The sequence below is a fragment of the Bacillus nitroreducens genome (assembly GCF_964021195.1).
The window spans coordinates 1,602,013-1,625,826 of sequence record NZ_CAXHYI020000003.1; the positions used below are offsets into that span (position 1 = coordinate 1,602,013).

Annotated in this window: 25 protein-coding genes and 1 pseudogene; 23 read left to right on the forward strand and 3 right to left on the reverse strand. The window is 38.7% G+C overall.

The annotated features are described in order from the left end of the window. Positions 1-55 precede the first annotated feature (55 nt). The 4 genes and pseudogenes from ACWPVE_RS11465 to ACWPVE_RS11480 all read left to right on the forward strand — a co-directional run bounded on the left by ACWPVE_RS11465 (position 56) and on the right by ACWPVE_RS11480 (position 4,137). Entirely contained in the window at positions 56-592 is a 537-nt protein-coding gene (locus ACWPVE_RS11465) for a BsuPI-related putative proteinase inhibitor (protein ID WP_453993425.1), read from the forward strand. A gap of 524 nt (positions 593-1,116) precedes the next feature. Next, positions 1,117-2,022: pseudogene (locus ACWPVE_RS11470) on the forward strand (cache domain-containing protein); the annotation flags it as partial. Continuing rightward, the gene (locus ACWPVE_RS11475; protein WP_453997482.1) at positions 2,014-2,961 is read left to right on the forward strand and encodes a methyl-accepting chemotaxis protein; all 948 of its coding nucleotides are present in this window, start codon (positions 2,014-2,016) and stop codon (positions 2,959-2,961) included. The pseudogene ACWPVE_RS11470 and the gene ACWPVE_RS11475, both read left to right, overlap by 9 nt. A gap of 333 nt (positions 2,962-3,294) precedes the next feature. Continuing rightward, positions 3,295-4,137, forward strand: coding sequence for a DegV family protein (locus tag ACWPVE_RS11480; protein ID WP_453993427.1), 843 nt, complete (start codon positions 3,295-3,297; stop codon positions 4,135-4,137). A 61-nt stretch (positions 4,138-4,198) separates the two neighbouring features. On the opposite strand, the gene ACWPVE_RS11485 is transcribed toward ACWPVE_RS11480, so the two are convergent. Continuing rightward, positions 4,199-4,435 (reverse strand): hypothetical protein, encoded by a 237-nt coding sequence (locus ACWPVE_RS11485; RefSeq protein ID WP_453993429.1) that lies wholly within the window; start codon positions 4,433-4,435, stop codon positions 4,199-4,201. 228 nt (positions 4,436-4,663) lie between these two features. Here ACWPVE_RS11485 and ACWPVE_RS11490 point away from each other — a divergent pair, with 228 nt between their 5' ends. From ACWPVE_RS11490 to ACWPVE_RS11550, 13 genes are all read left to right on the forward strand, one after another. Beyond that, entirely contained in the window at positions 4,664-6,154 is a 1,491-nt protein-coding gene (locus ACWPVE_RS11490; protein WP_453993431.1) for a DEAD/DEAH box helicase, read from the forward strand. A 65-nt stretch (positions 6,155-6,219) separates the two neighbouring features. Then, positions 6,220-6,813, forward strand: a complete 594-nt coding sequence (locus ACWPVE_RS11495; protein ID WP_453993433.1) for a class D sortase — start codon at positions 6,220-6,222, stop codon at positions 6,811-6,813. 169 nt (positions 6,814-6,982) lie between these two features. Next, on the forward strand, positions 6,983-7,264 hold the full coding sequence (locus tag ACWPVE_RS11500) for a late competence development ComFB family protein (protein ID WP_453993435.1): 282 nt from the start codon (positions 6,983-6,985) through the stop codon (positions 7,262-7,264). A gap of 4 nt (positions 7,265-7,268) precedes the next feature. Then, complete coding sequence (locus tag ACWPVE_RS11505; protein WP_453993437.1) at positions 7,269-7,973, forward strand: phosphoribosyltransferase family protein; 705 nt, start codon at positions 7,269-7,271, stop codon at positions 7,971-7,973. A gap of 82 nt (positions 7,974-8,055) precedes the next feature. After that, the gene (locus ACWPVE_RS11510; RefSeq protein ID WP_453993439.1) at positions 8,056-8,469 is read left to right on the forward strand and encodes a TIGR03826 family flagellar region protein; all 414 of its coding nucleotides are present in this window, start codon (positions 8,056-8,058) and stop codon (positions 8,467-8,469) included. A gap of 66 nt (positions 8,470-8,535) precedes the next feature. Next, positions 8,536-8,796, forward strand: coding sequence for a flagellar biosynthesis anti-sigma factor FlgM (flgM, locus tag ACWPVE_RS11515; RefSeq protein WP_453993441.1), 261 nt, complete (start codon positions 8,536-8,538; stop codon positions 8,794-8,796). Positions 8,797-8,811: 15 nt separating this feature from the next. Further along, the gene (locus tag ACWPVE_RS11520; protein WP_453993443.1) at positions 8,812-9,294 is read left to right on the forward strand and encodes a flagellar protein FlgN; all 483 of its coding nucleotides are present in this window, start codon (positions 8,812-8,814) and stop codon (positions 9,292-9,294) included. 50 nt (positions 9,295-9,344) lie between these two features. Further along, positions 9,345-10,895, forward strand: a complete 1,551-nt coding sequence (flgK, locus tag ACWPVE_RS11525; RefSeq protein WP_453993445.1) for a flagellar hook-associated protein FlgK — start codon at positions 9,345-9,347, stop codon at positions 10,893-10,895. A 9-nt stretch (positions 10,896-10,904) separates the two neighbouring features. Then, the gene (gene flgL, locus ACWPVE_RS11530) at positions 10,905-11,783 is read left to right on the forward strand and encodes a flagellar hook-associated protein FlgL (RefSeq protein ID WP_453993447.1); all 879 of its coding nucleotides are present in this window, start codon (positions 10,905-10,907) and stop codon (positions 11,781-11,783) included. A gap of 43 nt (positions 11,784-11,826) precedes the next feature. Continuing rightward, a complete protein-coding gene (locus tag ACWPVE_RS11535; protein ID WP_453993449.1) occupies positions 11,827-12,417 on the forward strand; it encodes a DUF6470 family protein in 591 nt (196 codons plus the stop codon). A gap of 12 nt (positions 12,418-12,429) precedes the next feature. Beyond that, positions 12,430-12,867 (forward strand): flagellar assembly protein FliW, encoded by a 438-nt coding sequence (gene fliW, locus ACWPVE_RS11540; protein WP_453993451.1) that lies wholly within the window; start codon positions 12,430-12,432, stop codon positions 12,865-12,867. A gap of 11 nt (positions 12,868-12,878) precedes the next feature. Next, complete coding sequence (gene csrA / locus ACWPVE_RS11545) at positions 12,879-13,112, forward strand: carbon storage regulator CsrA (RefSeq protein WP_453993453.1); 234 nt, start codon at positions 12,879-12,881, stop codon at positions 13,110-13,112. Between the two features lie 196 nt (positions 13,113-13,308). Continuing rightward, positions 13,309-14,406 (forward strand): flagellin N-terminal helical domain-containing protein, encoded by a 1,098-nt coding sequence (locus ACWPVE_RS11550; protein ID WP_453993454.1) that lies wholly within the window; start codon positions 13,309-13,311, stop codon positions 14,404-14,406. Positions 14,407-14,517: 111 nt separating this feature from the next. On the opposite strand, the gene ACWPVE_RS11555 is transcribed toward ACWPVE_RS11550, so the two are convergent. Beyond that, complete coding sequence (locus ACWPVE_RS11555; RefSeq protein ID WP_453993456.1) at positions 14,518-16,188, reverse strand: hypothetical protein; 1,671 nt, start codon at positions 16,186-16,188, stop codon at positions 14,518-14,520. Between the two features lie 227 nt (positions 16,189-16,415). Between ACWPVE_RS11555 and flaG the strand changes: the two genes are divergently transcribed. Genes flaG through ACWPVE_RS11575 form a run of 4 tightly spaced genes read left to right on the forward strand, consistent with a single transcriptional unit; the run spans position 16,416 to position 19,667 of the window. Further along, positions 16,416-16,787 carry a flagellar protein FlaG gene (gene flaG, locus ACWPVE_RS11560; RefSeq protein ID WP_453993458.1) on the forward strand — a complete coding sequence of 124 codons (372 nt, stop codon included), beginning with the start codon at positions 16,416-16,418 and terminating at the stop codon, positions 16,785-16,787. A gap of 15 nt (positions 16,788-16,802) precedes the next feature. Continuing rightward, a complete protein-coding gene (gene fliD / locus ACWPVE_RS11565) occupies positions 16,803-18,896 on the forward strand; it encodes a flagellar filament capping protein FliD (RefSeq protein ID WP_453993460.1) in 2,094 nt (697 codons plus the stop codon). Positions 18,897-18,915: 19 nt separating this feature from the next. Continuing rightward, positions 18,916-19,317, forward strand: a complete 402-nt coding sequence (gene fliS, locus ACWPVE_RS11570; protein WP_453993462.1) for a flagellar export chaperone FliS — start codon at positions 18,916-18,918, stop codon at positions 19,315-19,317. After that, the gene (locus ACWPVE_RS11575; RefSeq protein WP_453993464.1) at positions 19,317-19,667 is read left to right on the forward strand and encodes a flagellar protein FliT; all 351 of its coding nucleotides are present in this window, start codon (positions 19,317-19,319) and stop codon (positions 19,665-19,667) included. Before fliS ends, ACWPVE_RS11575 begins: the two co-directional genes overlap by 1 nt. 33 nt (positions 19,668-19,700) lie before the next feature. On the opposite strand, the gene ACWPVE_RS11580 is transcribed toward ACWPVE_RS11575, so the two are convergent. Beyond that, positions 19,701-20,006 carry a GlcG/HbpS family heme-binding protein gene (locus ACWPVE_RS11580; protein ID WP_453993466.1) on the reverse strand — a complete coding sequence of 102 codons (306 nt, stop codon included), beginning with the start codon at positions 20,004-20,006 and terminating at the stop codon, positions 19,701-19,703. Between the two features lie 479 nt (positions 20,007-20,485). On the opposite strand from ACWPVE_RS11580, the gene hpf reads away from it, so the two are divergent. Both hpf and secA read left to right on the forward strand, forming a co-directional pair. After that, on the forward strand, positions 20,486-21,043 hold the full coding sequence (gene hpf / locus ACWPVE_RS11585) for a ribosome hibernation-promoting factor, HPF/YfiA family (protein WP_453993468.1): 558 nt from the start codon (positions 20,486-20,488) through the stop codon (positions 21,041-21,043). A 259-nt stretch (positions 21,044-21,302) separates the two neighbouring features. Beyond that, positions 21,303-23,813 (forward strand): preprotein translocase subunit SecA, encoded by a 2,511-nt coding sequence (gene secA / locus ACWPVE_RS11590; RefSeq protein ID WP_453993470.1) that lies wholly within the window; start codon positions 21,303-21,305, stop codon positions 23,811-23,813. Position 23,814 lies beyond the last annotated feature (1 nt).

Here is a 23,814-nt window from a genome sequence, read left to right on the forward strand (position 1 = left end):
TTTGAGTAAAGGTAGGATTTTTTTGTAAGTGCGACAATATAATAAGGAGATGAATATGAAAAAAATTCTACTGTACCTTGTTGGAGGGTTTGTAATTGTTTGCCTCGTCCTTTTTATTTTTCAAGAAAAGAAAGGAGAAGTAACAAATCAGAAAGGGGATACTAGTCAAGTAGAGGAGGAAGTAGATGTGATGAATGAGCGTGAAAAAACAGGAAAGATAAGTGCTTCAAAGAAAATCCCTCTAGTTCAATATCAAATTGAGACGTCTATCTCCAAAGAAGAAACCGCCGATGGAATCTCGATCATTTATGAAATGCAGAACGTAGGAGAGCAAGACATTCGTCTACAATTTCCATCCAGTCAAGAATATGACTATGAAATCTATAATGAAGCTGGGGATATAGTTTACCGATATTCAGATGAATATATGTTCGCACAAGTGATTCGAAATGTATTATTTGCGAAAGGCCAATCACTCACTTTTGTCGCACAGTTGCCTCAATTAGAAAAAGGAGAGTACAAGATTGTTATGTGGGCTGCTGCTAGAGATATGGATCAATATAAAGAGGAATTAACATTTCGTATTGAATAGATGAGGCTAAGCTTCGTGGGAGGCTTGGCTTTTTTGTTGTTTTGCATAAGGAGGAGTAGTCAAGTTCTGAGAGTACCGTGGGGGTACAAGCTTGAGAGAAAGATGAAGCAGCCTGCCTCGAGATAATTTTCGTGATAAATGCTGGAAAGTTAGAGTGAACTGTCCTGCCCTGCAAGACACAGCTAATATTCTCGAGTATCAATATGGAATAGAAGGCTTTTAAGAATCTTGAAATAAGATCGGAATCTTTTTTATTAACATTCTTTCATAATTTTCCACGTCACTTTTGTTGAAACATTTTGTATTTTTGTCGATATATAATGGGTGAGTCTTAAAACTAGTTTTTTGTACATATCATCCAATTAAGAAAGGAAAGGAAAATTATGAAGAATGGAAAGCGTAAGTGGTTTCACTTTACGATTAAAAAGAGGCTTTATTTCACTTTTATTTTTATTATTTTACTACCTAGTTTAACAATTGGTTTTACATCCTATAACAATTCACAAGCTGAGATTAAAGAGCGCATGTTAAAAGAAGCAAACGAGAAGGTTGTTATTTTAGATAATTTTATAACAGATAAGCTCACATCGAAGTTTGTGGATGTAGAGTTTTTTGCATCTACTCTTCAGGCTCAATCATTTACTGAAACGGAAGTAACCAAACTTATCGAATCTCTCACGCAATATTCCGTACTTCACCCTGATGTTGTAACGGTATTTACAGGTACGAAGGATGGGGCGATGTATTTATATCCACATGCTACACTTCCTGATGATTTTGATCCAAGAGAGCGGGAGTGGTACAAACAAGCGGCTGGGAACTCAGGAAAGGCAATCGTCACGGAGCCTTATGAAGATTTGGCTACAGGACAAATCTTGATAACAATCGCTCAAGAAATAAAAGATGGTTCGGGTGTAATTGGGGTAGACATCAATTTAGAATCATTACGTGACATGACATCTGGCTTGAAAATTGGTGAAAATGGGTACACTTTTATACTAACTGCACAGAAAAAATACTTAGTCGACCCAACCCAAGAAACGGGTTCAGAACCGCAAGGGGAAACGTATAGCAAGTTAATCTATGAAAAAGAAAATGGTCACCTGACAGATGAATTTCAAGGCAAGAAATATGAAACGTATTTTGTTACAAATGAGCACACTGGCTGGAAAATCGCAGGTGTTATGGAACAAAATGAAATAGATGAGGCAACAGCTGGAATCCTTCAGACAACTTTTCTTGTCGTAGCCATCTTTATTGTAATTGGACTTCTCATTGCTATTTTCATTGTAAGAAGTATTACCAAACCACTAAATATATTAGTAGAGGTTACGGATAAAGTAAGTAATGGGGACCTCACTCAGTCCATTCAAGTGAAAAACAATGATGAGGTAGGACGATTAGGAACAAGCTTTAATAAAATGTTGGCCTCATTAAGGGAGCTCTTAACACATGTAGATGAAAAATCACAGTTATTGGCGGCATCTTCGGAAGAATTAACGGCTAGCTCAGAACAAAATACTCAAGCTACTGAACAAGTAACCAATGCCATCCAAGAGGTTGCGGTAGGTACAGAACAACAAACAGAAATGGTTAGACAATCAACAGAGGTTGTAAAGGAAATGTCGATTGGTATTCAACAAATCGAAAGGAATGCTCAAACGGTTTCTCAAACATCTACAGAAGCTCTAAGCATTGTCGAGAACGGTGAACAGGCCATTAAGGAATCCATTCAACAGATGCAAAACATTAATCATTCCGTTGATCACTTAGGAAAAATTGTGTATTCATTAGGAGAACGCTCAGAAGAAATTTATCAAATTGTGAATGTTATCTCAGATATCGCGAGTCAGACAAATCTTTTAGCTTTAAATGCAGCCATCGAAGCTGCAAGAGCAGGAGAACATGGAAAAGGATTTGCAGTTGTTGCAGATGAAGTGAGAAAGCTGGCCGAACAATCAGCGAAATCGACTGAAAGCATTCGCGGTCTGATTGCTTCTATTCAAGAAGATACAAAACAAGCAGTTGATTCCATGAGTAAAGGAAAAGAAGAGGCTGAAAAAGGAATCAGTGTTGTAAATAATGCGGGTCAATCCTTCACGCAAATTCAACAATTTGTGGATAATGTGAGTACACAAATCCAAGAAGTATCAGCATCCATTGCACAAATGACACAAGGCGCACAACAAGTCGTTGAAGCGGTAAGTGAAATCGGTGAGATTGCGAAGAAGACAACTGGACAAAGCCAAGAGGTATCTTCCGCAACGGAAGAACAATTAGCATCCATGCAAGAAATTGCATCCTCAGCAGCATCGTTATCTAATATGGCCGAAGAGTTACAAGAGGCGGTTCGGAAGTTTAAATTGTAATTTTCTTAAAAGTGAAACGGGAGCTGGTCCTAAAGGTTATCGAAAGTTAACCTTTGGGGCCAGTTTTTTTGTTTGGGTAGAAATGTCTTATGATTTTGGGGGATATGGGACATTGTATTAAATATATCGGACATTGTTGGTTAGATATGGGACACAAGCTCCAGTTTATGAGACATCAAACGAATCATTAGGGACACAAAAAACAAGATATGGGACAATACGCCATTTCCGTTCCTTATCCATTTTTATAATCATAAACAAGTAAGTGACATCCCCGTCCATATCATTTAGAATGGGTACTATAAAGAAACTTAGACAGGAAGGTAATAAAATATGAAAACGGCGATTGTAACGGATAGTACAGCGTACATACCGAGAGAGCTTCGCGAAAAATACAATATTCATATGATACCGCTTAGTGTGGTGTTTGGTAGTGAAAGCTATCGCGAGGAAGTCGACATTACGGCGGAGGAATTTTATAAAGAGCTAAAGGTTCAAAAAGACCTTCCAACGACCTCACAACCACCCACTGGCGAATTTGTTGAGCTTTTTGAAAAGCTAGGCCAAGAAAATGATGCGATTATCAGTATCCATCTTTCAAGTGGGATTAGTGGTACCTACCAGGGATCGGTAACAGCTGGTGAAATGGTTGAGGGTGTAAAGGTATACCCATTCGATTCTGAAATCAGTTGTATGGTACAAGGCTTTTATGCGCTTGAAGCAGCGGAAATGGCGAGTGAAGGAAAGCCTGCTGAAGAAATCATCGAGCGTCTAAATGAAATGAAAAAAACCGTACGTGCATATTTTATGGTGGACGATCTCACAAATTTACAGCGTGGTGGACGATTGAGTGGAGCAGCAGCTTTTGTTGGAAGCTTACTTCAAGTAAAACCTATCTTGAACTTCGTGGACAAAGTCATTGTGCCTTTTGAAAAAATTCGCACACGTAAAAAGGCGTTAAACCGAGTTTTCGAGCTATTTGACGAGGATGCGAGTAAAGGTGTACCTATGCGTGCTGCGTTGATTCACGCTAATATTGAGGAAGAAGCTCTAGCACTAAAGGCTGACCTTGAAAAGAAATACCCACATGTTGAATTTTATCTAAGTTATTTCGGACCAGTCATCGGTACCCACCTTGGTGAAGGTGCAATTGGTTTAGGCTGGTATCAAAAATAATATTGTAGCGCTGTGCTTTAGGTACGGCGCTGATTTTTAAACACAAAAAAAGAAATTAGGATTATCTCCTAATTTTGAATGGTTGTTCATTTTGTGGTTCTTCTTTATTATCTTCGATAGACGCTTGTTTGTATTCATAGCTACTATATAAGCTAAGGACAAGAAAATAAAGTAACAGTAATACAGACCATGTCGAGGATGAGACTTGAATTTTCTCCTGAAATATAACCGCTAACGTTCCTATGAGTAGAATCGCACCGATGCAAAGCAACAACCCGTGTTGTATGATCCATTTCATCATGTCAATCCCCTACCTTTCATTATCTTAATCTCCCCAATAATTGGATTTTTAAACATATGAATATGCTTTGGGATATCAAGTAGCGGATGGAACATTGGTGAAAATATTTCATCTAAGCCAGTTCTGACTAGTGTGCCCTGTCTTGTAAGATTTGTTCCATTTTCGTTGAGAATTCCGTTTTAAACCTAAATAATTCCGCCTTATCTAAAAAAATGGAGGTTACATATGAGATTTTTACTAGAAAATAATCTACTAATACCTGAGAAACTAACGGACAAGCCTGGCGCCAAACGAATTTCTGAATATGAATCAAGTTATCCACAATCACTAAATCCTTCCTATGACTACTTCCCTGAACTTCAACACTTACTCCACGGCAAACAGCTTTTACTTGAAGAAATCCCTTTTTCCCTTGAAGAAATACATATGCACTATGTGAATGGTTATTTGCACTATCGATCATGCATCGAGAAAACAAAAGATGGGTATTCGTGTGTTCGGTGTGGAAATACTGATCAACATCTTTTTGCGTCTTTCCAGTGTGCTCGATGTAAAAAAAATTGCACCTATTGCAGGAAATGCATCAACATGGGGCGAATGAGTGAATGTACAGTATTAGTGAGTTGGAGCGGACCGAGTCCGAGTGTTGAGTTACCACAAAAGCCACTAGCATGGGATGGAACACTCTCGGCTGGACAACAACGAGCTTCGACTGAGCTTATCAAGGCTGTGGAAGCAAACGACCAATTGTTAATCTGGGCTGTATGTGGAGCGGGAAAAACAGAAATCCTATTTGAAGGGATCGAAGTCGCACTAAGGTCAGGAAAAAAGATTTGTATTGCTACACCACGAACAGATGTGGTGATTGAACTCGTGCCACGGATAAAAGCGTCGTTCCCAAAGGTCGATGTGATTGCCTTGTATGGAGGAAGCGAGGACCGCAATAAAACGGCACCTATTACTCTTGCCACAACACATCAGTTGCTCCGTTATTACAAAGCCTTTGACATGATCATTATCGATGAAGTTGACGCGTTCCCGTATTCTGCTGAACACATGTTGCAATATGCCGTTGACCAAGCCAAAAAAGACGTATCTTCGACGATCTACCTTACTGCTACTCCTAATCAAACGTGGAAAAAGGAAATCGCCGCTGGCAAACGAAGGGCAGTAACCATTCCAGCTAGGTATCATCGTCATGCACTACCTGTACCGAACTTCTTTTGGTGTGGGAACTGGGAGAAACTATTGAAAAAGAAGCGGCTTCCTCGGAATGTCATGATGTGGGTTAAGGAACATTTAAAATTAGGGAAGCAAGCCTTTTTATTCGTTCCTCGAATTACGTATCTAGAACGAATTGTGGATCTTTTACAAACTTTTGATCCACGCATTGAGGGCGTTCACGCAGAGGATCCTGATCGAAAAGAGAAAGTCGCTCGCTTCCGAACGGGAGAAATCCCGATCCTTGTGACCACAACTATTTTAGAAAGAGGCGTAACCGTTCCGAATATAGATGTGGCTGTCCTTGGAGCGGAAGATCAGATTTTTACAGAGAGTGCCTTAGTTCAGATTTCAGGTCGGGTGGGACGGAGCGCTCAATTTCCTACAGGAGATATTTTATTTTTTCATTATGGTAAAACAAAAGAAATGATAAAAGCCAAAAAGCATATTGAAGAAATGAATAAAGAGGCCCTTCAAAACGGCTTCATTGATTGATTTCATAGCCCATTTTTAATATATTTAAAGTAATGCACAAAGAACGAAAGAGGTGTGACATTCTAGTGAAAAAGGTTGTTTATACGATTGCACTACTATTCATCATCGGTGGAGTTTCATTGACAGGCTATTCGATTTTTCAGATTTGGGATTCAAATCAAGCACAGAAAGATGCATTGGTTCAGGCGGAGGAACTGATTTCGACACCAGCAGCTCAGGAAAGTACGGATGGGGAAAGGGAAACCGTGATTCCAACCTATGAAAAAGGTGAGACGATAGGCGTTCTAGAAGTTCCTAAGCTCGGTAAGTCCATGCCGATTATTGAGGGGACGGATGAAGAGGAGCTAAGGCAAGGTGTCGGCCATTATCTTGGTACCGCACTTCCGACGCAAAACGATCAAATCGTTCTCTCGGGTCATCGTGATACCTTGTTTAAGCGCTTTGATGAGCTTGAGATTGGCGATACCTTTGTTGTGAAATTAGAGTACGGCGAATTTACCTATGAAATTGTCGACACGAAAATTGTGGATGCAGACGATCGGACAATCATCAAATCCACAGCTCCTAACGAAGAGTTAGTCGTAACAACTTGCTATCCTTTCGGATACATTGGAAGCGCACCAGATCGATTTATTTTTTATGCGAAAATGGTAGATTGACATTTTGACCCTAAGCTAAATATGAGCTGGGGTCTTTTTATGATACGAAAGTATTATTTTCCCGCGAGTAAAAAGGGGATAATATAATCATGTCGAATGTATTATTGTAAAAAGATAGAACTTCTGTTATAAGCAGATAGATAAAAAGATAGAGTGTGGAGGGGTTCTTGTGAGAGTTTTTAATGCAATGGAGCCATTAGTAGCTGAAGCAATCAATGAAAACTGGGCTGAATATAATCTGCCTTGTAAATGTGAGCAATGTAAAAATGATGTATTTGCCCTCACATTAAATAATTTAAAACCGCGATATGTATCGAAAGAAAGCGGAATGGCATATGTAAAGGCGCAATACTTCGATAAACAAATGATGGCAAATATCTATGTCAAAATCGCGGAAGCTGTAAATATTGTCGCAAAAAATCCTCAATGCGATTATATGAAAGGGAGCTAAAACGATGTCTACATGCCTTCTTTGTCACAATCATTTTGAAGAAGTGGATTCTTGGATGACGCTGTTTTCGTTAGCAGAACCTGATCCACTTTGTTCTACTTGCTATGAAAAATTTGAAAAAATTGATGGTGAACTTTGTGAGATATGTGGCCGACCTTTTTCTGACGTAGCTGATGAATATCGGGAAGGAAACCTCTGCTATGATTGTGTTCGTTGGGAAAAGGATTCAGTTTGGCAATGTGTACTTACAAAGAACAAGTCGATTTACCTCTATAACGACTTTGCAAAAGAAGTCATCTCCCTCTATAAATTCCGTGGTGATTACGCTATTTCTACTATTTTTAAAACACCCCTGAAAAAAGCTTACAATACTCATTTTTTAACTTCCCATTTTATTGTTCCCATTCCATTAAGTAACGAGCGTTTATATGAACGTGGGTTCAATCAAGCAGCGGTGCTCGCAAGATTGTTGGAGATGCCCATACATGAAGTACTAGCACGAACCCATCTAGAAAAACAATCGAAAAAGTCCCGTTCTGAGCGGATTGCTGGAGAAAATGTATTTCGAGTGATGGGTGATGTCCAGGGGAAAGATGTTTTATTAATCGATGATATTTACACAACAGGTTCTACATTGCGGCAAGCGGGGAAAGTACTGCTTGATGCAGGTGCAAAGTCAATATCGTCATTGACGTTGATGAGGGGATAGTTTTTTATAATTTGTCACTACAAAATCTCACAAAAACACCGATATAATAAAAAGAAAGAACGTGTTCGAGGAGAGAATGTACATGGCAGAACTGATGAATTGCCCTAATTGTGGGAGACTTTTTGTAAAAACTAATCTACGTGATGTCTGTGAAACTTGCTACAAAGAAGAGGAACTGGCATTTGAAAAAGTATATACATTTATCCGAAAAAGTGAAAATCGGACAGCGACGATTTATGAAGCTTCAAAGGGAACAGGTGTCGATGAAGAATTAATCATCAAATTCATTAAGACTGGGCGTCTTCAATTGGCTCAATTCCCAAACCTTGGATATCCATGTCAAAAATGTCACACCCTAATCCGTAAAGGAACTTTATGTGACGATTGTTCAAACGAAATTCGGAGTGAACTTTCTACTTTTGAAAAGGAACAAGAACGCATGAAAGAACAACGGGAACGAGAAAAAAGAACGTATTTTGTTAATAAAAATTTCTAAACAAAATCCTGTACTTGCCGATATAAAAATAAAGCATAAAGATCGGATAGAAAGTGAGGTTTAAATATGAAGATAAACCAGTTCGGACCAATCGGAGTGAATCCTTATAAAAAGCAAATGAACAAAGTGGCTCAAACTGAGAAAGCTACTCAGACTGACAAAGTTGAGATTTCATCTGCAGCAAAACAACTACAAGAAACTTCACCCATTACGGTTGAACGTCAACAAAAGGTGGAAGCACTAAAGCAACAGGTGCAAAGCGGAACCTATAAAGTAAACGCAGAAGACGTTGCGAAAAGTGTTTATGATTTTTATTTTAAAAAGTAAGAATGGAGGGTCATTATGTCAACTGAAAACTTAGTCACCACGCTCAAAAAGATTCTACTTTTACATCAACATTTACTGAAGCTTTCTGAGCAGAAATCTGACATCTTAAAGAAAGGCGACATCGATGCCCTCAATGAACAAATGAAGGAAGAGCAAAAATACATTTTGGCGATTAAACAAGTGGAGAATGACCGGATCGCACTTGTCGATAAAATCCTCGGACCTCGTGTTCAGGAAAAGACATTGACGAAATGTATCGAGGCTGCAAGCGAACCAATTCGTTCAGAGTTGGAACAATTATACGAAGATTTGGTAAAGGTAACTCACGATTTAAAGGCAGTGAACGAATTAAATCAGCAGCTTACACACCAATCATTACAGTATGTGAACATGTCATTGGACATGCTCGTGCCGCAGGAACAAACTGTTACCTATGGAAATCCAGCAGGGACAAAAGAGAAAAAACAAACTCGTTCGATGTTTGATTCGAAAGCTTAACTTTAGCGCGAATTTAAAGACGGATTTGATTTAAAACGGAGGATGGAAAAATGGTATCAACTTTTCATGGACTAGAAACAGCACGTCGTGGTATGACGACACAGCAAAGTGCACTCTATACAACTGGACATAATATAGCGAACGCAAATACACCTGGATACACAAGACAACGTGTCAATTTTGTCCAATCCAATCCTTTTCCATCTCCTGGTCTTAATGCGGAAAGAATGCCTGGGCAGTTGGGGACAGGTGTTGAAGCGGGAACGATCCAACGTATACGTGAAAGCTTTTTGGACGTGCAATTCCGAGGTGAGCAAACGAAAACAAGCTACTGGGAAGCACGTGCGAACGCATTAGGAAAAATGGAAGAAATCATGAATGAACCGACTGAAACAGGTCTTGCCAACACAATGAATCAGTTTTGGCAGTCATTACAGGACTTAGCTGCAAACCCAGAAGACCAAGGGGCACGTTCGGTAGTGCGCCAACGCGGTGTAATGGTCGCAAACACATTTAACTATCTATCAAACTCTTTAAATGCCATAAAAGATGACTTTGGAAAACAAATTAGTGTAACTGTGAAAACAGTAAACTCGCTTTCTGAACAAATTAGTAAGATTAATAAGCAAATTTCTGAGATTGAACCAGTCGGATATCTTCCAAATGATCTATATGACGAACGTGATCGATTAATTGATGAATTATCCAAATTTGTCGAGATTAAAGTGCACCCCCCAAGAAGTAGTGGAGGTGCTTCACTACCTGTAGCAGAAGGGATTTTAGATATTTCTATTGTTGGTGCGAACGGGACAGAGACGAAGCTAATTGAAGGAACTAATTTTAAAAAGCTTTCGGTAGTTCCAGCGATGGATTCAGATGGTGATGGGGTGAATGATCAACCAACAGGCTCTGTTACTGGATTTCAACTTGATGGACAAGATATCTCTATCGCTCGTAGTGGCGAATTACGAGGGTTAGTAGAAGCCTTTGGGTATGTGGAAAATGGCACGGAAAAAGGAATCTACTCCAAAATGCTAGATGACCTTGATAAAATGGCGTATTCGTTTGCGACTCAGTTTAATGTCGTGCATAGTCAAGGATATACGTTAAAAACCTCGACAGAAAACAGTGAGTTAGGTGGAGATTTCTTCGAGCCATTCTCGAATGGACATAAAAACGCAGCGGCACTCATTCGTGTTTCGTCTAATATTGATAATATCAACCATATCGCCGTTTCAACGATTCAAGGTGAGTCAGGAAATGGGGAAAATGCTCGAAATCTTGCTGATGTGAAAAATGCTGATTTCGGTCAATTAGCGGGCTACCCAATTACTGCTGGTAGCATTCAATCATTCTACGAATCTCTAATCGGCTCCATGGGAGTAGAAGCACAGGAAGCAAATCGTATGGCGGATAATTCGGTTGTGTTAAGAGATTCAGTGGAAAACCGTCGCCAATCGATTAGTGCGGTTTCACTCGATGAAGAAATGACAAATATGATTAAATTCCAACATGCATACAATGGTTCGGCAAGAATGATCACCGTACTGGATGAAATGCTTGATCGAATCATTAACGGTTTAGGTACTGGTGGAAGGTAGGTGTAAAACATGCGTATCACGCAATCAATGTTAACCAATAACATGTTACGTAACTTAAGTAATAGTTACGAAAGACTTGGAAAATATCAGGATCAATTAAATACACAAAAGAAGATCACAAAACCATCCGACGATCCAGTAGTGGCGATCAAGGGCATGCGCTACCGAACGGATCTTAATGAAATCGAACAATTCCAGCGTAATATCTCAGAAGCTTATACGTGGATGGAGGCATCAGATGATGCAATGGACAAGATGACTCAGGCTCTACAGAGGGTGAGGGAGTTAACTGTCCAAGCAAGTAATGGAACTAATGGTGCTGATGAAAAGAAAAACATAGCGGTTGAAATCGAACAATTAAAAGAACATATTGCGACGATCGCCAATACAAAGATTGGAAATAAGTATATTTTTAATGGTTCAAATACAACAGATGCACCGATCGACTTGGCTACAAGTCAAATCTCGACATCAACTAGCGATGTATTACTCGAAGTTTCAAAAGGTGTTCATTTAAATGTGAATGTGAAACCTTCTGACCTTTTAAAAGGCAGCAATGTAAATGACATATTCACAGACCTGGATAATTTAATTCACGACCTCAATTCTGACGGTGATGTGGCACAGCATCTTGATACGATAGATTCACATATGTCCAATGTGATTGCCGTTCGTGCAGATTTAGGAGCAAGATACAATCGTGTTGAGCTTATCGAAGACCGACTCAGTTCACAAGAAGTAATCGCGACTAAAATTATCTCTGAAAACGAAGATGCTGAAATGGAAAAAGTGATTATTGGTTTAACAACCGCAGAAGCCGTACACCGTGCAGCACTCGGAGTTGGCTCAAGAATTATTCAACCAACATTAATGGACTTTTTAAGGTAAGCTATCTTTTAATAAGATAGCTTTTTTGATAGGGGAGTTACTAATGGAGTTACCGCAAATTCGACTAGAATCTCATAATGCAAGGATCGGCCTTCGTACTACACAACCCATTCAAGAAATTCAACAACCAAAGGCGAATTTATCAATTGAACAGCGAAAGGCAGAGTTGTCGATCGAAACGAGACCTGGAAAGCTTACAATTGATCAAACAGAAGCATGGGCAGATATGGATCTGAAACATATATCACGACGTATAGCTGAGGTGGCTGACCAAGGGTATCAAGACTCACTTGAAGGAATCGCGAGAAGAGCACAAGAAGGTATGGAACTGATGAGAATTGAAAATGGAGGTACGCCAATTGCTCAAATTGCAAAACGCAACAGCGAAGGCCCAGAGCTCCAATTTAATGTGGGATGGATACCGTCACACTTTAGTGTCAAAACTAATTATGTTCCAGCAAAGGTTGATATACAGGTCAAGGTAAACAAGCCTGTTATTGAATCCACGATTAATAAACCTATCCATGAATATACTCCTGGAAAGGTTGACATCACTCTTGAACAAAGGCAATCGCTCAACATTGATTTTGCGAATTTAAAATATAAAGGTGTAAACTACGAGCAAGAGATCTAAGGATGTGAAAAGGTGAAAATAGATACAAAATACCACGGTGAGTTACAGATAGACGAAAATGAAATTATTACGTTTGCTAACGGAATTCCAGGATTTTTAGAAGAAAAGGAATTTGTGATTCTTCCTTTTGGTGAAGAAACTGGAATTTCAATCATGCAGGCTGTTGAGAATTCACAACTAGCCTTCGTCGTAACCGATCCATTTTTCTTTTTTAAAGATTATGATTTTACGATAGATGATCAAGTGGTGGAACAGCTTCAACTTGAGTCCGAAGAGGATGTTACTGTTTATGTGATTTTGACTGTTCTGGATCCATTTGAAAAGACAACAGCGAACTTACAAGCCCCAGTAGTTATTAATCATACGAAACAAATAGGAAAACAGGTTATCTTAACAAATACAAATTATCAAACGAAACACAGTCTTTTTGAGAAAGCATCAACGAAATAGGAGGTGGGAGCATGCTTGTATTAACAAGAAAAATCAATGAATCGATAAAAATAGGCGATGATATTGAAATCACAATTCTATCTGTAAGTGGGGAACAAATAAAAATTGGAATCGATGCACCAAAACACGTTGAAATCCACCGGAAAGAAGTCTATCTGGAAATTCAAACTGAAAACAACCGAGCCTCCCAAACCTCGATTGATCTATTAAAGCAACTGAATATTAATTTTAAAAGTACTCGTTAACGCAACTGTTTACGGGTATTTTTATTTGCAAAAAATTTGTAGAATAAAATCTAAAAAACTATTAAACAATTGAGAAACCTGTCGATATAAAGATTGTAAAACAAATACGTACAAAGGCGGCCGACTTTCGTACTATTTGTAAAACTATCAAATTCCACAAGGACGTGGATATAAACATTCAAGGAGGAAATAAAAAATGAGAATTAATCATAATATTGCAGCGCTTAATACGTACCGTCAGTTAGGTAATGCAAACAATGCACAAATGAAATCTATGGAAAAATTATCATCTGGTCTTCGTATTAACAATGCAGCGGATGATGCAGCTGGTCTAGCTATTTCTGAAAAAATGCGTGGCCAAATTCGTGGGTTAGATATGGCTTCTAAGAATGCACAGGATGCTACTTCTCTTATTCAAACGGCTGAGGGAGCATTGAATGAGACACATTCTATACTTCAACGTATGCGTGAGCTAGCAGTACAATCTTCTAATGATACTAACCAAGACACAGTAGACCGTGTAGCGCTTAATGATGAATTTCAACAATTAAAAGCAGAAATTGATGATATTTCTAGTCAAACAAAATTTAACAAAATGAATCTTCTAGATGGTTCATTTGGTAACAAATTAGATACAAATACTACAAACTCTTCTGCTCTTGGAGTAGCGGGTGTTGCAAGAATTGAGGCTTCTGGTCCAGCTGCAACTTATACAATTGCAGATGATGGTACGGACTTAACTGTAACTAGTTCAACTGGTGATTCTGTAACAATAGCGGGTGGCACTATGGCAGCTGGTGCTCAATCGATTAATATCAGTAAATTTGGAATTACAATTGAAACCAATGCTGGATTTGCAGCAGCTGGTTTAGATGGAGAATCAATTGCAATCACATCAGGAACGGGTGGTACATTCCAGACAGGTGCTAATGAAGGCGAAACAATGACTTTATCTATTAATGATATGAGTACAACTGGATTAAGTATCAATACAATTGACATTTCTAACCAAGCCAATGCTTCTTCTGCGATAACTGATGTTGATGCAGCTATTAACCTAGTTTCAACAGAGCGTTCAAAATTAGGTGCAGCTCAAAATAGACTTGAACACCGTATTAATAATCTAGGAACAACATCTGAAAACCTAACTGCTGCGGAATCTCGTATCCGTGACGTTGACATGGCGAAAGAAATGATGGAACAAACTAAGAACTCAATCTTAGCACAAGCTTCTCAAGCTATGCTTGCTCAAGCTAACCAATTACCACAAGGAGTTCTACAACTTCTTCGTTAATCGGATCTTATTTTAAGATGGCCACCAGTGAGTGGCCATCGTTTTTAATTCATTTTATAACTTTTTAATTTTTATAATATATAGAAGTGACGAAGATGAACCCCTGTCCCATCAAAACTCAATCCGAAATATTGACCATTTTTTATCTCGTTTTTCTTTTTGATTCAATAATTCCTCAAATCCATTCTTTTGAAGAAGCGTATCAATTTCATCGGTGAATTTAATACCTTCTCCTTGTAAATACATCGCTTTGGACCTTATCAAGGTTTCAATCACCTCTGTACGGCTCTTATCGATTTTTTTCCATAATTCCAACGAATTGAGTAGATCATTTAATGTCAATAAGGTGTAATCTTCGCCTTGAAACGTAAGATCGGTGTTAATTTGGTACCAAGTATCCCCTTTATCATTCAGCCAATCGGTGCCAATTTTGTCGATTCCATTCTGTACATACGTAGCAGCGGTAAGATATTTTTTATCCCCTGTTTTTTGATAGGTCTCAAGAAGTAGATTCATTCCACCAAGCACATGGTTTAAAGAACTGTGAGTCTTTTTGGTTGCCTGGTGGTATGTAAAATAATCACTAATTAAATAGGCGTCTTGGTCAACCTCAATCACAAAACCATTTTCGATTTGGTTTACAAGGAAATCTGCATAGTTGGTTAATGTATGTTCGAGTTCAGGTAAATTGAACAATCTCCCGACTTCTTCTAGGAATAAGGCAACACCCTCATTATGTCGAGTATCGATGTATGGGGCTTCAATGCCATATTTTTGTTGGAGCCAATGGCTTGTATATTCCGTCTCCCAATAATTCTTTTCTCCCTTAAAAATCTCAAGGTTTGCAACTGAATTTAGAATGAGATCATAAAAGTATCTTTCCCCCGTTTCTTTGTATCGTGACAACGGTATATCTTCGCGAACAATTAACAAATTACGTGCATATTGTAATTGGGATTTTGGTGCTGGCTTTGCCGACTTCACTACTTTTGCGTAAGGACCATCGGCCGTATACCAAGTATTATTTTTGTATCTATATTTGCGATAAATTGACATCCAATCTTCATATGATTTTTTTGAATCAAATAAGGGTTTATCGGATGCTAAAAGCCAATGGTCCATGATATCCTCACCCAGTGACTCCATGTTTATTTTAAGAAGAAGCTCATCCTTATTTATATCAATTTCAAAATTTTGTTTTTCAGAGATGAGCTCCCTCAGGATACTTTGTCTTCCATCATCATGCCTTTCTTTCATCACTTTAGAGTGATACAATTTACCCACCATAAAATTTGAATCAAACTGTTTTTCCTTGAAGGTTGTCAATAAGCCAAACGGATTGGTGGTTAAATCCGCGTTAATTTCATCGTTTATTCTCGGACCAGTCCTGAATCGATCAAATGAATCTAAAGAGTAATAACTCGTATCCGCAACATGAAAAGTAACATCCAAATGAATCGGCTGGTTACTATGGTTTTCTAATGTCGTGAAGATGAAATAGTCATCATTATCTACGATTCTTTTCGTGATTTTTAAGTAGGAGGTTGGTTCTGTAGCGATTTCATATGTGTCTATGACATCTCTTATACGATTATAATAAGTATTCTCAGACGTATGGGAAAATTCAATTCCATGGACTGATATTTCCTGAATGTTCAAAGGAATCGTTCCGTTAGTTGAAGGAAGATCAATAGAAAATGTTTCTACTTCCTCTGCATGTGAGGTTGAAATAAAGCCTAACAAAAATATAGGAGTGATAAGCCCGTAAATCTTAGCTAGCAAAATATATACTCCTTTCTTAATTTGGATATGGAAAAGTCTCTATTATTATGAACTGCTGAAGTTAAAATACTCAACATTGTATGGGAATGAATTAGGTGGGAGATGAAAAGCGTATCTATATGAAAAATTAATTTTAGATTTTCTATTGAATCAAGTTAATTAACTAAAATATTGTCAATTTCCTCCGATATAACTAATAAAGGCCCGTTCGTCTAGGAGGAAATGATATGTCCATTGATAAAATCTCTTCTAACACAGCGATGAACTTCAACTTAGATTATTCTCTATCTAACAAAAAATATGAAACTGAAACTCACAATAATAAAGTAGAAGGTATGAGAGAAAAGGAATTTGTCTCTACATACCAGATAGACTCAAAAGAGAACATCAAACAAGTAATTGACAGTTTAAATAAATTTTTAGAACCAAATAATACCTCTTTAAAATTTGAACTACACGAGGATTTAAATGAATATTACGTGACAATTGTAAACAATGATACTCATGAGGTGGTTCGAGAAATTCCATCAAAAAAAATACTAGATATTTATGCAGCAATGACCGAGTTTCTTGGTTTTGTCGTAGATAAAAAGATTTAAAGGCGGTGAGCACCGATGAACATAAGGATTGGTGGATTGGCGAGTGGGATGGATATCGATTCCATCGTGAAAGATCTAATGAAGGCTGAGAGACTTCCACTTAATAAGATGAACCAAGAAAAGCAAATTCTTGAATGGCAACGTGACGATTACCGTAGCATGAATTCACTACTCCTTTCGTTACGTGACCTAACTTTTAATATGAAGCTTTCTTCAACATATCGTGCGAAGAGTACAACTTCCTCCAATGAAACTAAGGTAACAGCAACAGCAAGTGCGGCAGCAGGTAATGTGTCTTACACATTAACGAAGGTAGAGCAACTTGCGACTGCAGCTACAAAAGTAAATGCTGGAAGTGTGACGAAGGAAGGCCAAAAACTAGATACTAATGCTAGTATTTGGAGTCAAAAGGATACATTTAACAACACAGAATTTAATTGGAAACAGGGTGGACTTGCAAAAGACATATTGAACATTACTGAGCCTACCAACACTGTGAAACTTAGTAAGATTAATATTAAAATGGATCAAGATTCGATAGAAAATATGCAAGTTAAGATAAACGGTACTTCTTACACAGTATTTGAAGATGAAACTCAATTTAATAATTCTTCCATAAAAAATAAAGTTCTATTAGTTTCTGATGGAACAACTGAACCGACACTTACTTTTTCGGAACCGCTAGCAAAAGGTAGTAATGTTACGGTGGATTATTTTATCGAAGGGTTTACACAAGAAATAACTGTACCAAAGCCATCTGATACTGAAACGAATCCTAATGTGAGTTTTCAGCTTTCAAAAAGTGCGCTTTCCACAGAAGGGATGTCAATTAGCGTAGTAACTAAAGATAGTGTAGAAACGTCCTACACTCCTGTTTACTCTTCTAATGAGTGGGAATCTTTATCTGATAAAACTGGACATGTTTTTGTTGATCTTGAAACTGGAAAATTGACATTTTCGGAGCCATTAGAAGAAGGCGATGTCATAAAGGCAGAATATAAACAAAACTATTTTTCATTTGGACTTGAAACCTTTAATGAAAATGGAGAGTCTGTTAAAGAGAAGTTTTCAGTGGAAGGATCAAGTTCTTTTACAAGTATAATGAACCGCATCAGTAGTTCATCTGTTGGTGTGAATGCATTTTACGATGATTTTACTGGACAGGTTACTCTTACAAGGTCTAAAACTGGAAATTTCAATACAAATGGAGAAGAGATAAAAGTTTCTGGAGATTTTCTAAATAATGTATTAGGTTTTCAGGGTTCAACTGAAACAGGTGGCCAAAACGCCAAATTTGTGATCAATGGATTAGAAACAGAACGTTTATCAAATAATTTTACAATTAATGGTGTTAGTTTTACTTTAAAGGACACCTTTGATTCTAATGACCCTCCTGTAACTGTTGGGGTCACAACAAATACGGATGCAGTTGTCGATAATATTGTAAATTTTATTGAAAAATATAATGAGACCATTCAAAAAATTAATGAAAAGTTGAATGAAGAGCGTTATCGAAGTTACCAGCCATTATCAAGTGAAGAGCGTGAAGCTTTGTCTGATCGAGAGGCAGAGTTGTGGGAGGAAAAAGCAAAGAGTGGGTTAATTCGACGAGACTCTATGTTATCTAGTGGATTAAATCAATTTCGGATGGACTTGTATACGCCCGTTTCGAATCTTTCGTCGGACTCACCTTTTAATCAATTAGCTAGTATTGGAATCAAAACGACTGCGAATTACTTAGATCGTGGAAAACTTGAAATCGATAAGGCGAAATTAAAAGAGGCAATTGAAAAAGATCCTGAGGCAGTACAAAAGCTATTTACTGCAGACGGAGCAACCTATGCTGAAAAAGGGCTCGTGAATCGTTTGTATGATAGTTTAACTGCAACGATGGATAAGGTAAGTGAACGGGCAGGTAAAACGACGTGGACCACCCAGAGATATACAATCGGTAAAAACCTTGAAAGGTTGGAAAAGAGCATCGACCGTTTCGAAGACCGTCTTTTGAAAATTGAAGACCGATACTGGCGGCAATTCACGGCTATGGAAAAAGCAATTGCTCAATCAAACCAACAATCAGCTTTTCTAATGCAGAATTTCTTTAGTTAATCGAAGGAGTGTAACGTAAATGGCAATTGGAAACCCATATCAAGCATATCAGACAAATTCTGTTACAACGGCATCACCAGGTGAGCTTACGTTAATGCTCTATAATGGTTGTTTGAAATTTATTAAACTCGCTCGAAAAGCGATGGAAGAAAAGAATATTGAAGCGAAAAACACTAATTTGCAAAAGGCGCAAAACATTATCCGTGAATTCATGGTGACGTTAGACATGAATGTGGATGTGTCAAAGAACATGATGGCAATGTATGACTATATGAATCGTCGCCTGATGGAAGCGAATTTGAAAAATGATCTGGCTATTTTAGATGAAGTGGAAGGCCTTGTTACGGAGTTCCGTGACACATGGAAACAAGTGATTCAACAAAATCGTCAGCGCCAACATGGCCAGGGTGGGCACATTTAGTGAATCCAGTTGTTCGCCTATATCGTATTACTAAGGAACTACAAGGTATCTTGTCAGAGCCTGTTAATCAGGAAAACCGTGATGAGGTTATTGAAAACATCACGGGCCTACTCGATGAACGAGAGGAGCTCATCTCAAGTGTGAAGCCCCCATTTACTGAGGAAGAACATAAACTTGGTGCTGAGATTGTCCGAATGAATCAGTTCATTGATGGAAAACTGGATGTTATAAAAAAAGAGATCCAGCAGGACATCGCCAATCAAAAAAAGCGAAAAGCATCGACGACTAAATACATCAATCCCTACCAATCAGCCCCTGCTGATGGGATGTTTTTTGATAAGAAGAAATAGATAATAGCCACCAAAGAGAGGTGGCTATTGCATTTAGTAAGACACTTGAACGTCATGTGGAACTGAACTACCACTAACTTCAATATCCCCCCACAACTTTTTCATCACCCTCAAGAGAATTCCACCACCGAACACGACGAGGCGACCGTTGTTTGTCGTATTTAATCCATACAACTCAGCAGCTGGATCTGTTGCATCCGCTAAGTTTGAAGATGGCATTTTTACTGCCACAGATGTCCAAGCCTTATTTTGAGCGATATCAATGCTTGCTAACCACGCATCATCCATCCGATGGACCGCGATTAGGTTACCATCTTCATCGGCGGTAAGATATTCCATCCATCACAGATCGTAAATTTGCTTCAATGTTAGCCCAACATTTCAACTACTAAAAATCCAATTTTTGGAGATACTACTACTAAAGAATTCTTCATAGTAACTCATCTACGAATCCACACAAGATCCATTCATAACTCACCAAAGACATGCATATATTTCTACACCTACACATAATGTTTACAAATTTACAATTATGAGTGAATAAGGGAGTGTTCGTATTCGCTTACTTGCTTGGTTGACAGACCTGTCCATTGTCCCACTTGAACCTGCCTGTATGTTTACAAATTCACAATATCTTCATATTTTCTTTACAAAAAAGCAGGAATTGGGAAGGGGTGTGGAGAATTAGTTAATATAACCTTAAATGAAAAAGGGTTATATTGATTCACAGATTGGATACCCTAAAAGGGTCTAGGCTGTGTCCAATGCATTACGTTAGATTAGCACATGCTAATCAAGTTAAAAGGAGGAGTTCATGTATGAATTACAACGTTCGTGGTGAAAACATTGAGGTAACTCCAGCATTGCGAGAGTATGTTGAGAAAAAGGTCGGAAAGCTTGAACGCTATTTCGATGGCACTCCAGACGCAAAAGTAAACGTTAACTTAAAAGTAAATAATGCAAAGGATCATAAAATAGAAGTCACGATTCCAATGCCGCAGCTTGTCCTTCGTGCTGAGGAGTCTAGTGAAGATATGTACGCAGCGATTGACCTTGTGTCTGAAAAGCTAGAGCGTCAAATTCGTAAATATAAAACAAAAATCAACCGAAAACTTCGTGAGAAAGGTTCTACTCGTACCTTGTTTGCAAATGGTGGATCTGCAACAGCTACAGCAGTGCAAGATATCGAGGATGAGGAGTACGATTTAGTTCGTACAAAGCGCTTTGATTTGAAACCGATGGATAGTGAAGAGGCGATACTACAAATGAATATGCTCGGTCACAACTTCTTCGTTTTCACCAACGCGGAAACCAACACAACCAATGTTGTGTATCGTCGTAAAGACGGTAAGTACGGGATTATTGAACCGAATTAAATTTCCATAACATATAAACTAAAGGCAACCCCAAGAATACTAGTAACGGTATTCTTGGGTTTTTTATATCCCACCATAATCACACTTTAATCTCTAAAAACATATCTTACATCTATAACTGGATTTCACTTTTATCTTTTGTCGAATCCCCTCAAATCACGAAACCTAATAATATTTTACCCTTGTCCTTTTTAATGATAAAATAAAGGATATACATAATTTGAGTTTAGACGAATTTTAACATAGAGGAGCGTACATAATGCTTGGAATTTTAAACAAAGTTTTTGATCCAAACAAACGCACAATCAAAAGATTGGAATCACTTGCTGATAAAATCGAGGCACTCCAACCAGATATGGAGAAGCTTTCAGATGAAGCACTTCGCAACAAAACCGAAGAGTTCAAGGAACGCTATCAAAAAGGTGAAAAACTTGATGATCTATTAGTTGAAGCTTTCGCTGTTGTTCGTGAAGGTGCTAAGCGTGTGTTGGGCTTACATCCATACCGCGTACAGCTCATGGGGGGTATTGCCCTACATGAAGGAAATATTTCGGAGATGAAGACAGGGGAAGGTAAAACCTTAACTTCCACAATGCCTGTTTATTTGAATGCTCTCACAGGTAAAGGGGTTCACGTTGTTACTGTCAACGAATACCTTGCAAGCCGTGATGCGCATGAAATGGGCCAACTTTACGAATTTTTAGGGCTATCAGTTGGGTTGAACTTAAATTCCATGTCCCGTGAGGAAAAAATTGAAGCTTACAAGGCGGATGTTACGTACGGAACAAATAATGAATTTGGTTTCGACTATTTACGTGACAACATGGTCCTTTATAAGGAACAAATGGTGCAGCGTCCGCTTTATTTTGCCGTCATTGACGAGGTTGACTCGATCTTAATCGATGAGGCGCGTACACCATTGATTATTTCAGGTACCGCACAAAAATCAACATCTCTATACGTTCAAGCGAACGGGTTTGTCACGAACCTGAAAAAAGATGAAGACTACACGTATGATGAAAAAACAAAAGGTGTTCAGCTGACGGAAGAAGGAATTTCAAAAGCTGAGCATGTATTCGGTGTTGAAAATCTTTTTGACCTACAAAATGTCACATTAATCCACCATATCAACCAAGCGTTAAAAGCGAATGCGAGTATGCACCGTGACATTGATTATGTCGTTGAGGATGGACAAATTGTGATCGTAGATAGCTTCACTGGTCGTCTTATGAAGGGGCGCCGTTATAGTGAAGGCCTTCACCAAGCGATTGAAGCGAAAGAAGGCGTTGAAATTCAGAACGAAAGCATGACGCTTGCTACGATTACGTTCCAAAACTACTTCCGTATGTACGAGAAACTTTCTGGTATGACAGGTACAGCGAAAACAGAGGAAGAGGAATTCCGCAACATTTACAACATGAACGTTGTCGTTATTCCAACGAACCGTCCAATCGCTCGTGATGACCGTCCAGATTTAATTTACAAATCAATTGAAGGAAAGTTCCGTGCAGTTGCAGAGGATATCGCTGAGCGCCATGCGAAGGGACAACCTGTCTTAGTTGGTACAGTTGCGATTGAAACGTCTGAAATTATTTCAAAGTACCTCTTGAAAAAAGGGATTAAGCATAATATTTTGAATGCGAAAAACCATGCCAGTGAGGCTGAGATCATTGAGCAAGCGGGTCAAAAGGGTGCGGTTACCATCGCGACAAACATGGCTGGTCGTGGTACTGACATCAAGCTTGGCGAAGGTGTAAAGGAACTTGGAGGTCTGGCTGTTATTGGTACGGAACGTCATGAGAGCCGTCGTATTGACAACCAGCTCCGCGGACGTTCAGGACGTCAAGGAGATCCAGGTGTGACACAGTTCTATCTTTCCATGGAAGATGAACTTATGCGCCGTTTTGGTTCTGACAATATGAAAAATATGATGGAACGTCTTGGTATGGATGACTCCCAGCCAATTCAAAGTAAAATGGTTTCAAAAGCGGTAGAATCGGCGCAAAAACGCGTTGAGGGTAATAACTTTGATGCTCGTAAACAGCTTCTACAATATGACGATGTACTTCGTCAGCAACGTGAAGTTATATATAAGCAACGTTTCGATGTCCTTGATTCCGAGAACCTTCGTGAAGTTGTTGAAAATATGATCAAGTCTTCTCTTGAGCGTGTTGTCAATGCTCATACACCGAAGGAAGAAGTTCAGGAAGACTGGAACTACAAAGGAATTATAGATCATGTCAATGCCAACCTTTTATTTGAGGGTGACGTGACAGAGAACGACCTTCGCGGAAAAGAGCCAGAAGAAATGATCGAGCTCATTTTTGAAAAGGTTAAGCAGCGCTACGATGAAAAAGAAGCTCAAATCGAACCAGAACAAATGCGTGAGTTCGAGCGCGTTGTTGTTCTACGTGCAGTTGACAGCAAGTGGATGGACCATATCGACCAAATGGATCAGCTTCGTCAAGGTATTCATCTACGTGCGTATGGTCAAACGGATCCACTTCGCGAATACCAATTTGAAGGCTTTGCGATGTTTGAGAACATGATTGCTTCGATCGAAGATGATGTTGCAAAATATGTGATGAAGGCGCAAATCCGTAACAACCTTCAACGTGAAGAAGTCGCAAAAGGCCAAGCTGTTCAACCAAAAGAAGGAGCCGAAGAAAAGCCGAAGAAACGCCCTGTACAAAAAGCAGTCAACATCGGTCGTAACGACCCTTGCTACTGCGGCAGTGGTAAAAAGTACAAGAACTGTCACGGGAAATAAT

Coding starts and splice junctions, on each gene's coding strand:
- ACWPVE_RS11465 (WP_453993425.1), top strand. CDS start 56: ATGAAAAAAATTCTACTGTACCTTGTTGGAGGGTTTGTAATTGTTTGC.
- ACWPVE_RS11475 (WP_453997482.1), top strand. CDS start 2,014: ATGTTGGCCTCATTAAGGGAGCTCTTAACACATGTAGATGAAAAATCA.
- ACWPVE_RS11480 (WP_453993427.1), top strand. CDS start 3,295: ATGAAAACGGCGATTGTAACGGATAGTACAGCGTACATACCGAGAGAG.
- ACWPVE_RS11485 (WP_453993429.1), bottom strand. CDS start 4,435: ATGAAATGGATCATACAACACGGGTTGTTGCTTTGCATCGGTGCGATT.
- ACWPVE_RS11490 (WP_453993431.1), top strand. CDS start 4,664: ATGAGATTTTTACTAGAAAATAATCTACTAATACCTGAGAAACTAACG.
- ACWPVE_RS11505 (WP_453993437.1), top strand. CDS start 7,269: ATGTCTACATGCCTTCTTTGTCACAATCATTTTGAAGAAGTGGATTCT.
- ACWPVE_RS11510 (WP_453993439.1), top strand. CDS start 8,056: ATGGCAGAACTGATGAATTGCCCTAATTGTGGGAGACTTTTTGTAAAA.
- flgM (WP_453993441.1), top strand. CDS start 8,536: ATGAAGATAAACCAGTTCGGACCAATCGGAGTGAATCCTTATAAAAAG.
- ACWPVE_RS11520 (WP_453993443.1), top strand. CDS start 8,812: ATGTCAACTGAAAACTTAGTCACCACGCTCAAAAAGATTCTACTTTTA.
- flgK (WP_453993445.1), top strand. CDS start 9,345: ATGGTATCAACTTTTCATGGACTAGAAACAGCACGTCGTGGTATGACG.
- flgL (WP_453993447.1), top strand. CDS start 10,905: ATGCGTATCACGCAATCAATGTTAACCAATAACATGTTACGTAACTTA.
- ACWPVE_RS11535 (WP_453993449.1), top strand. CDS start 11,827: ATGGAGTTACCGCAAATTCGACTAGAATCTCATAATGCAAGGATCGGC.
- csrA (WP_453993453.1), top strand. CDS start 12,879: ATGCTTGTATTAACAAGAAAAATCAATGAATCGATAAAAATAGGCGAT.
- ACWPVE_RS11550 (WP_453993454.1), top strand. CDS start 13,309: ATGAGAATTAATCATAATATTGCAGCGCTTAATACGTACCGTCAGTTA.
- flaG (WP_453993458.1), top strand. CDS start 16,416: ATGTCCATTGATAAAATCTCTTCTAACACAGCGATGAACTTCAACTTA.
- fliD (WP_453993460.1), top strand. CDS start 16,803: ATGAACATAAGGATTGGTGGATTGGCGAGTGGGATGGATATCGATTCC.
- fliS (WP_453993462.1), top strand. CDS start 18,916: ATGGCAATTGGAAACCCATATCAAGCATATCAGACAAATTCTGTTACA.
- ACWPVE_RS11580 (WP_453993466.1), bottom strand. CDS start 20,006: ATGGAATATCTTACCGCCGATGAAGATGGTAACCTAATCGCGGTCCAT.
- hpf (WP_453993468.1), top strand. CDS start 20,486: ATGAATTACAACGTTCGTGGTGAAAACATTGAGGTAACTCCAGCATTG.
- secA (WP_453993470.1), top strand. CDS start 21,303: ATGCTTGGAATTTTAAACAAAGTTTTTGATCCAAACAAACGCACAATC.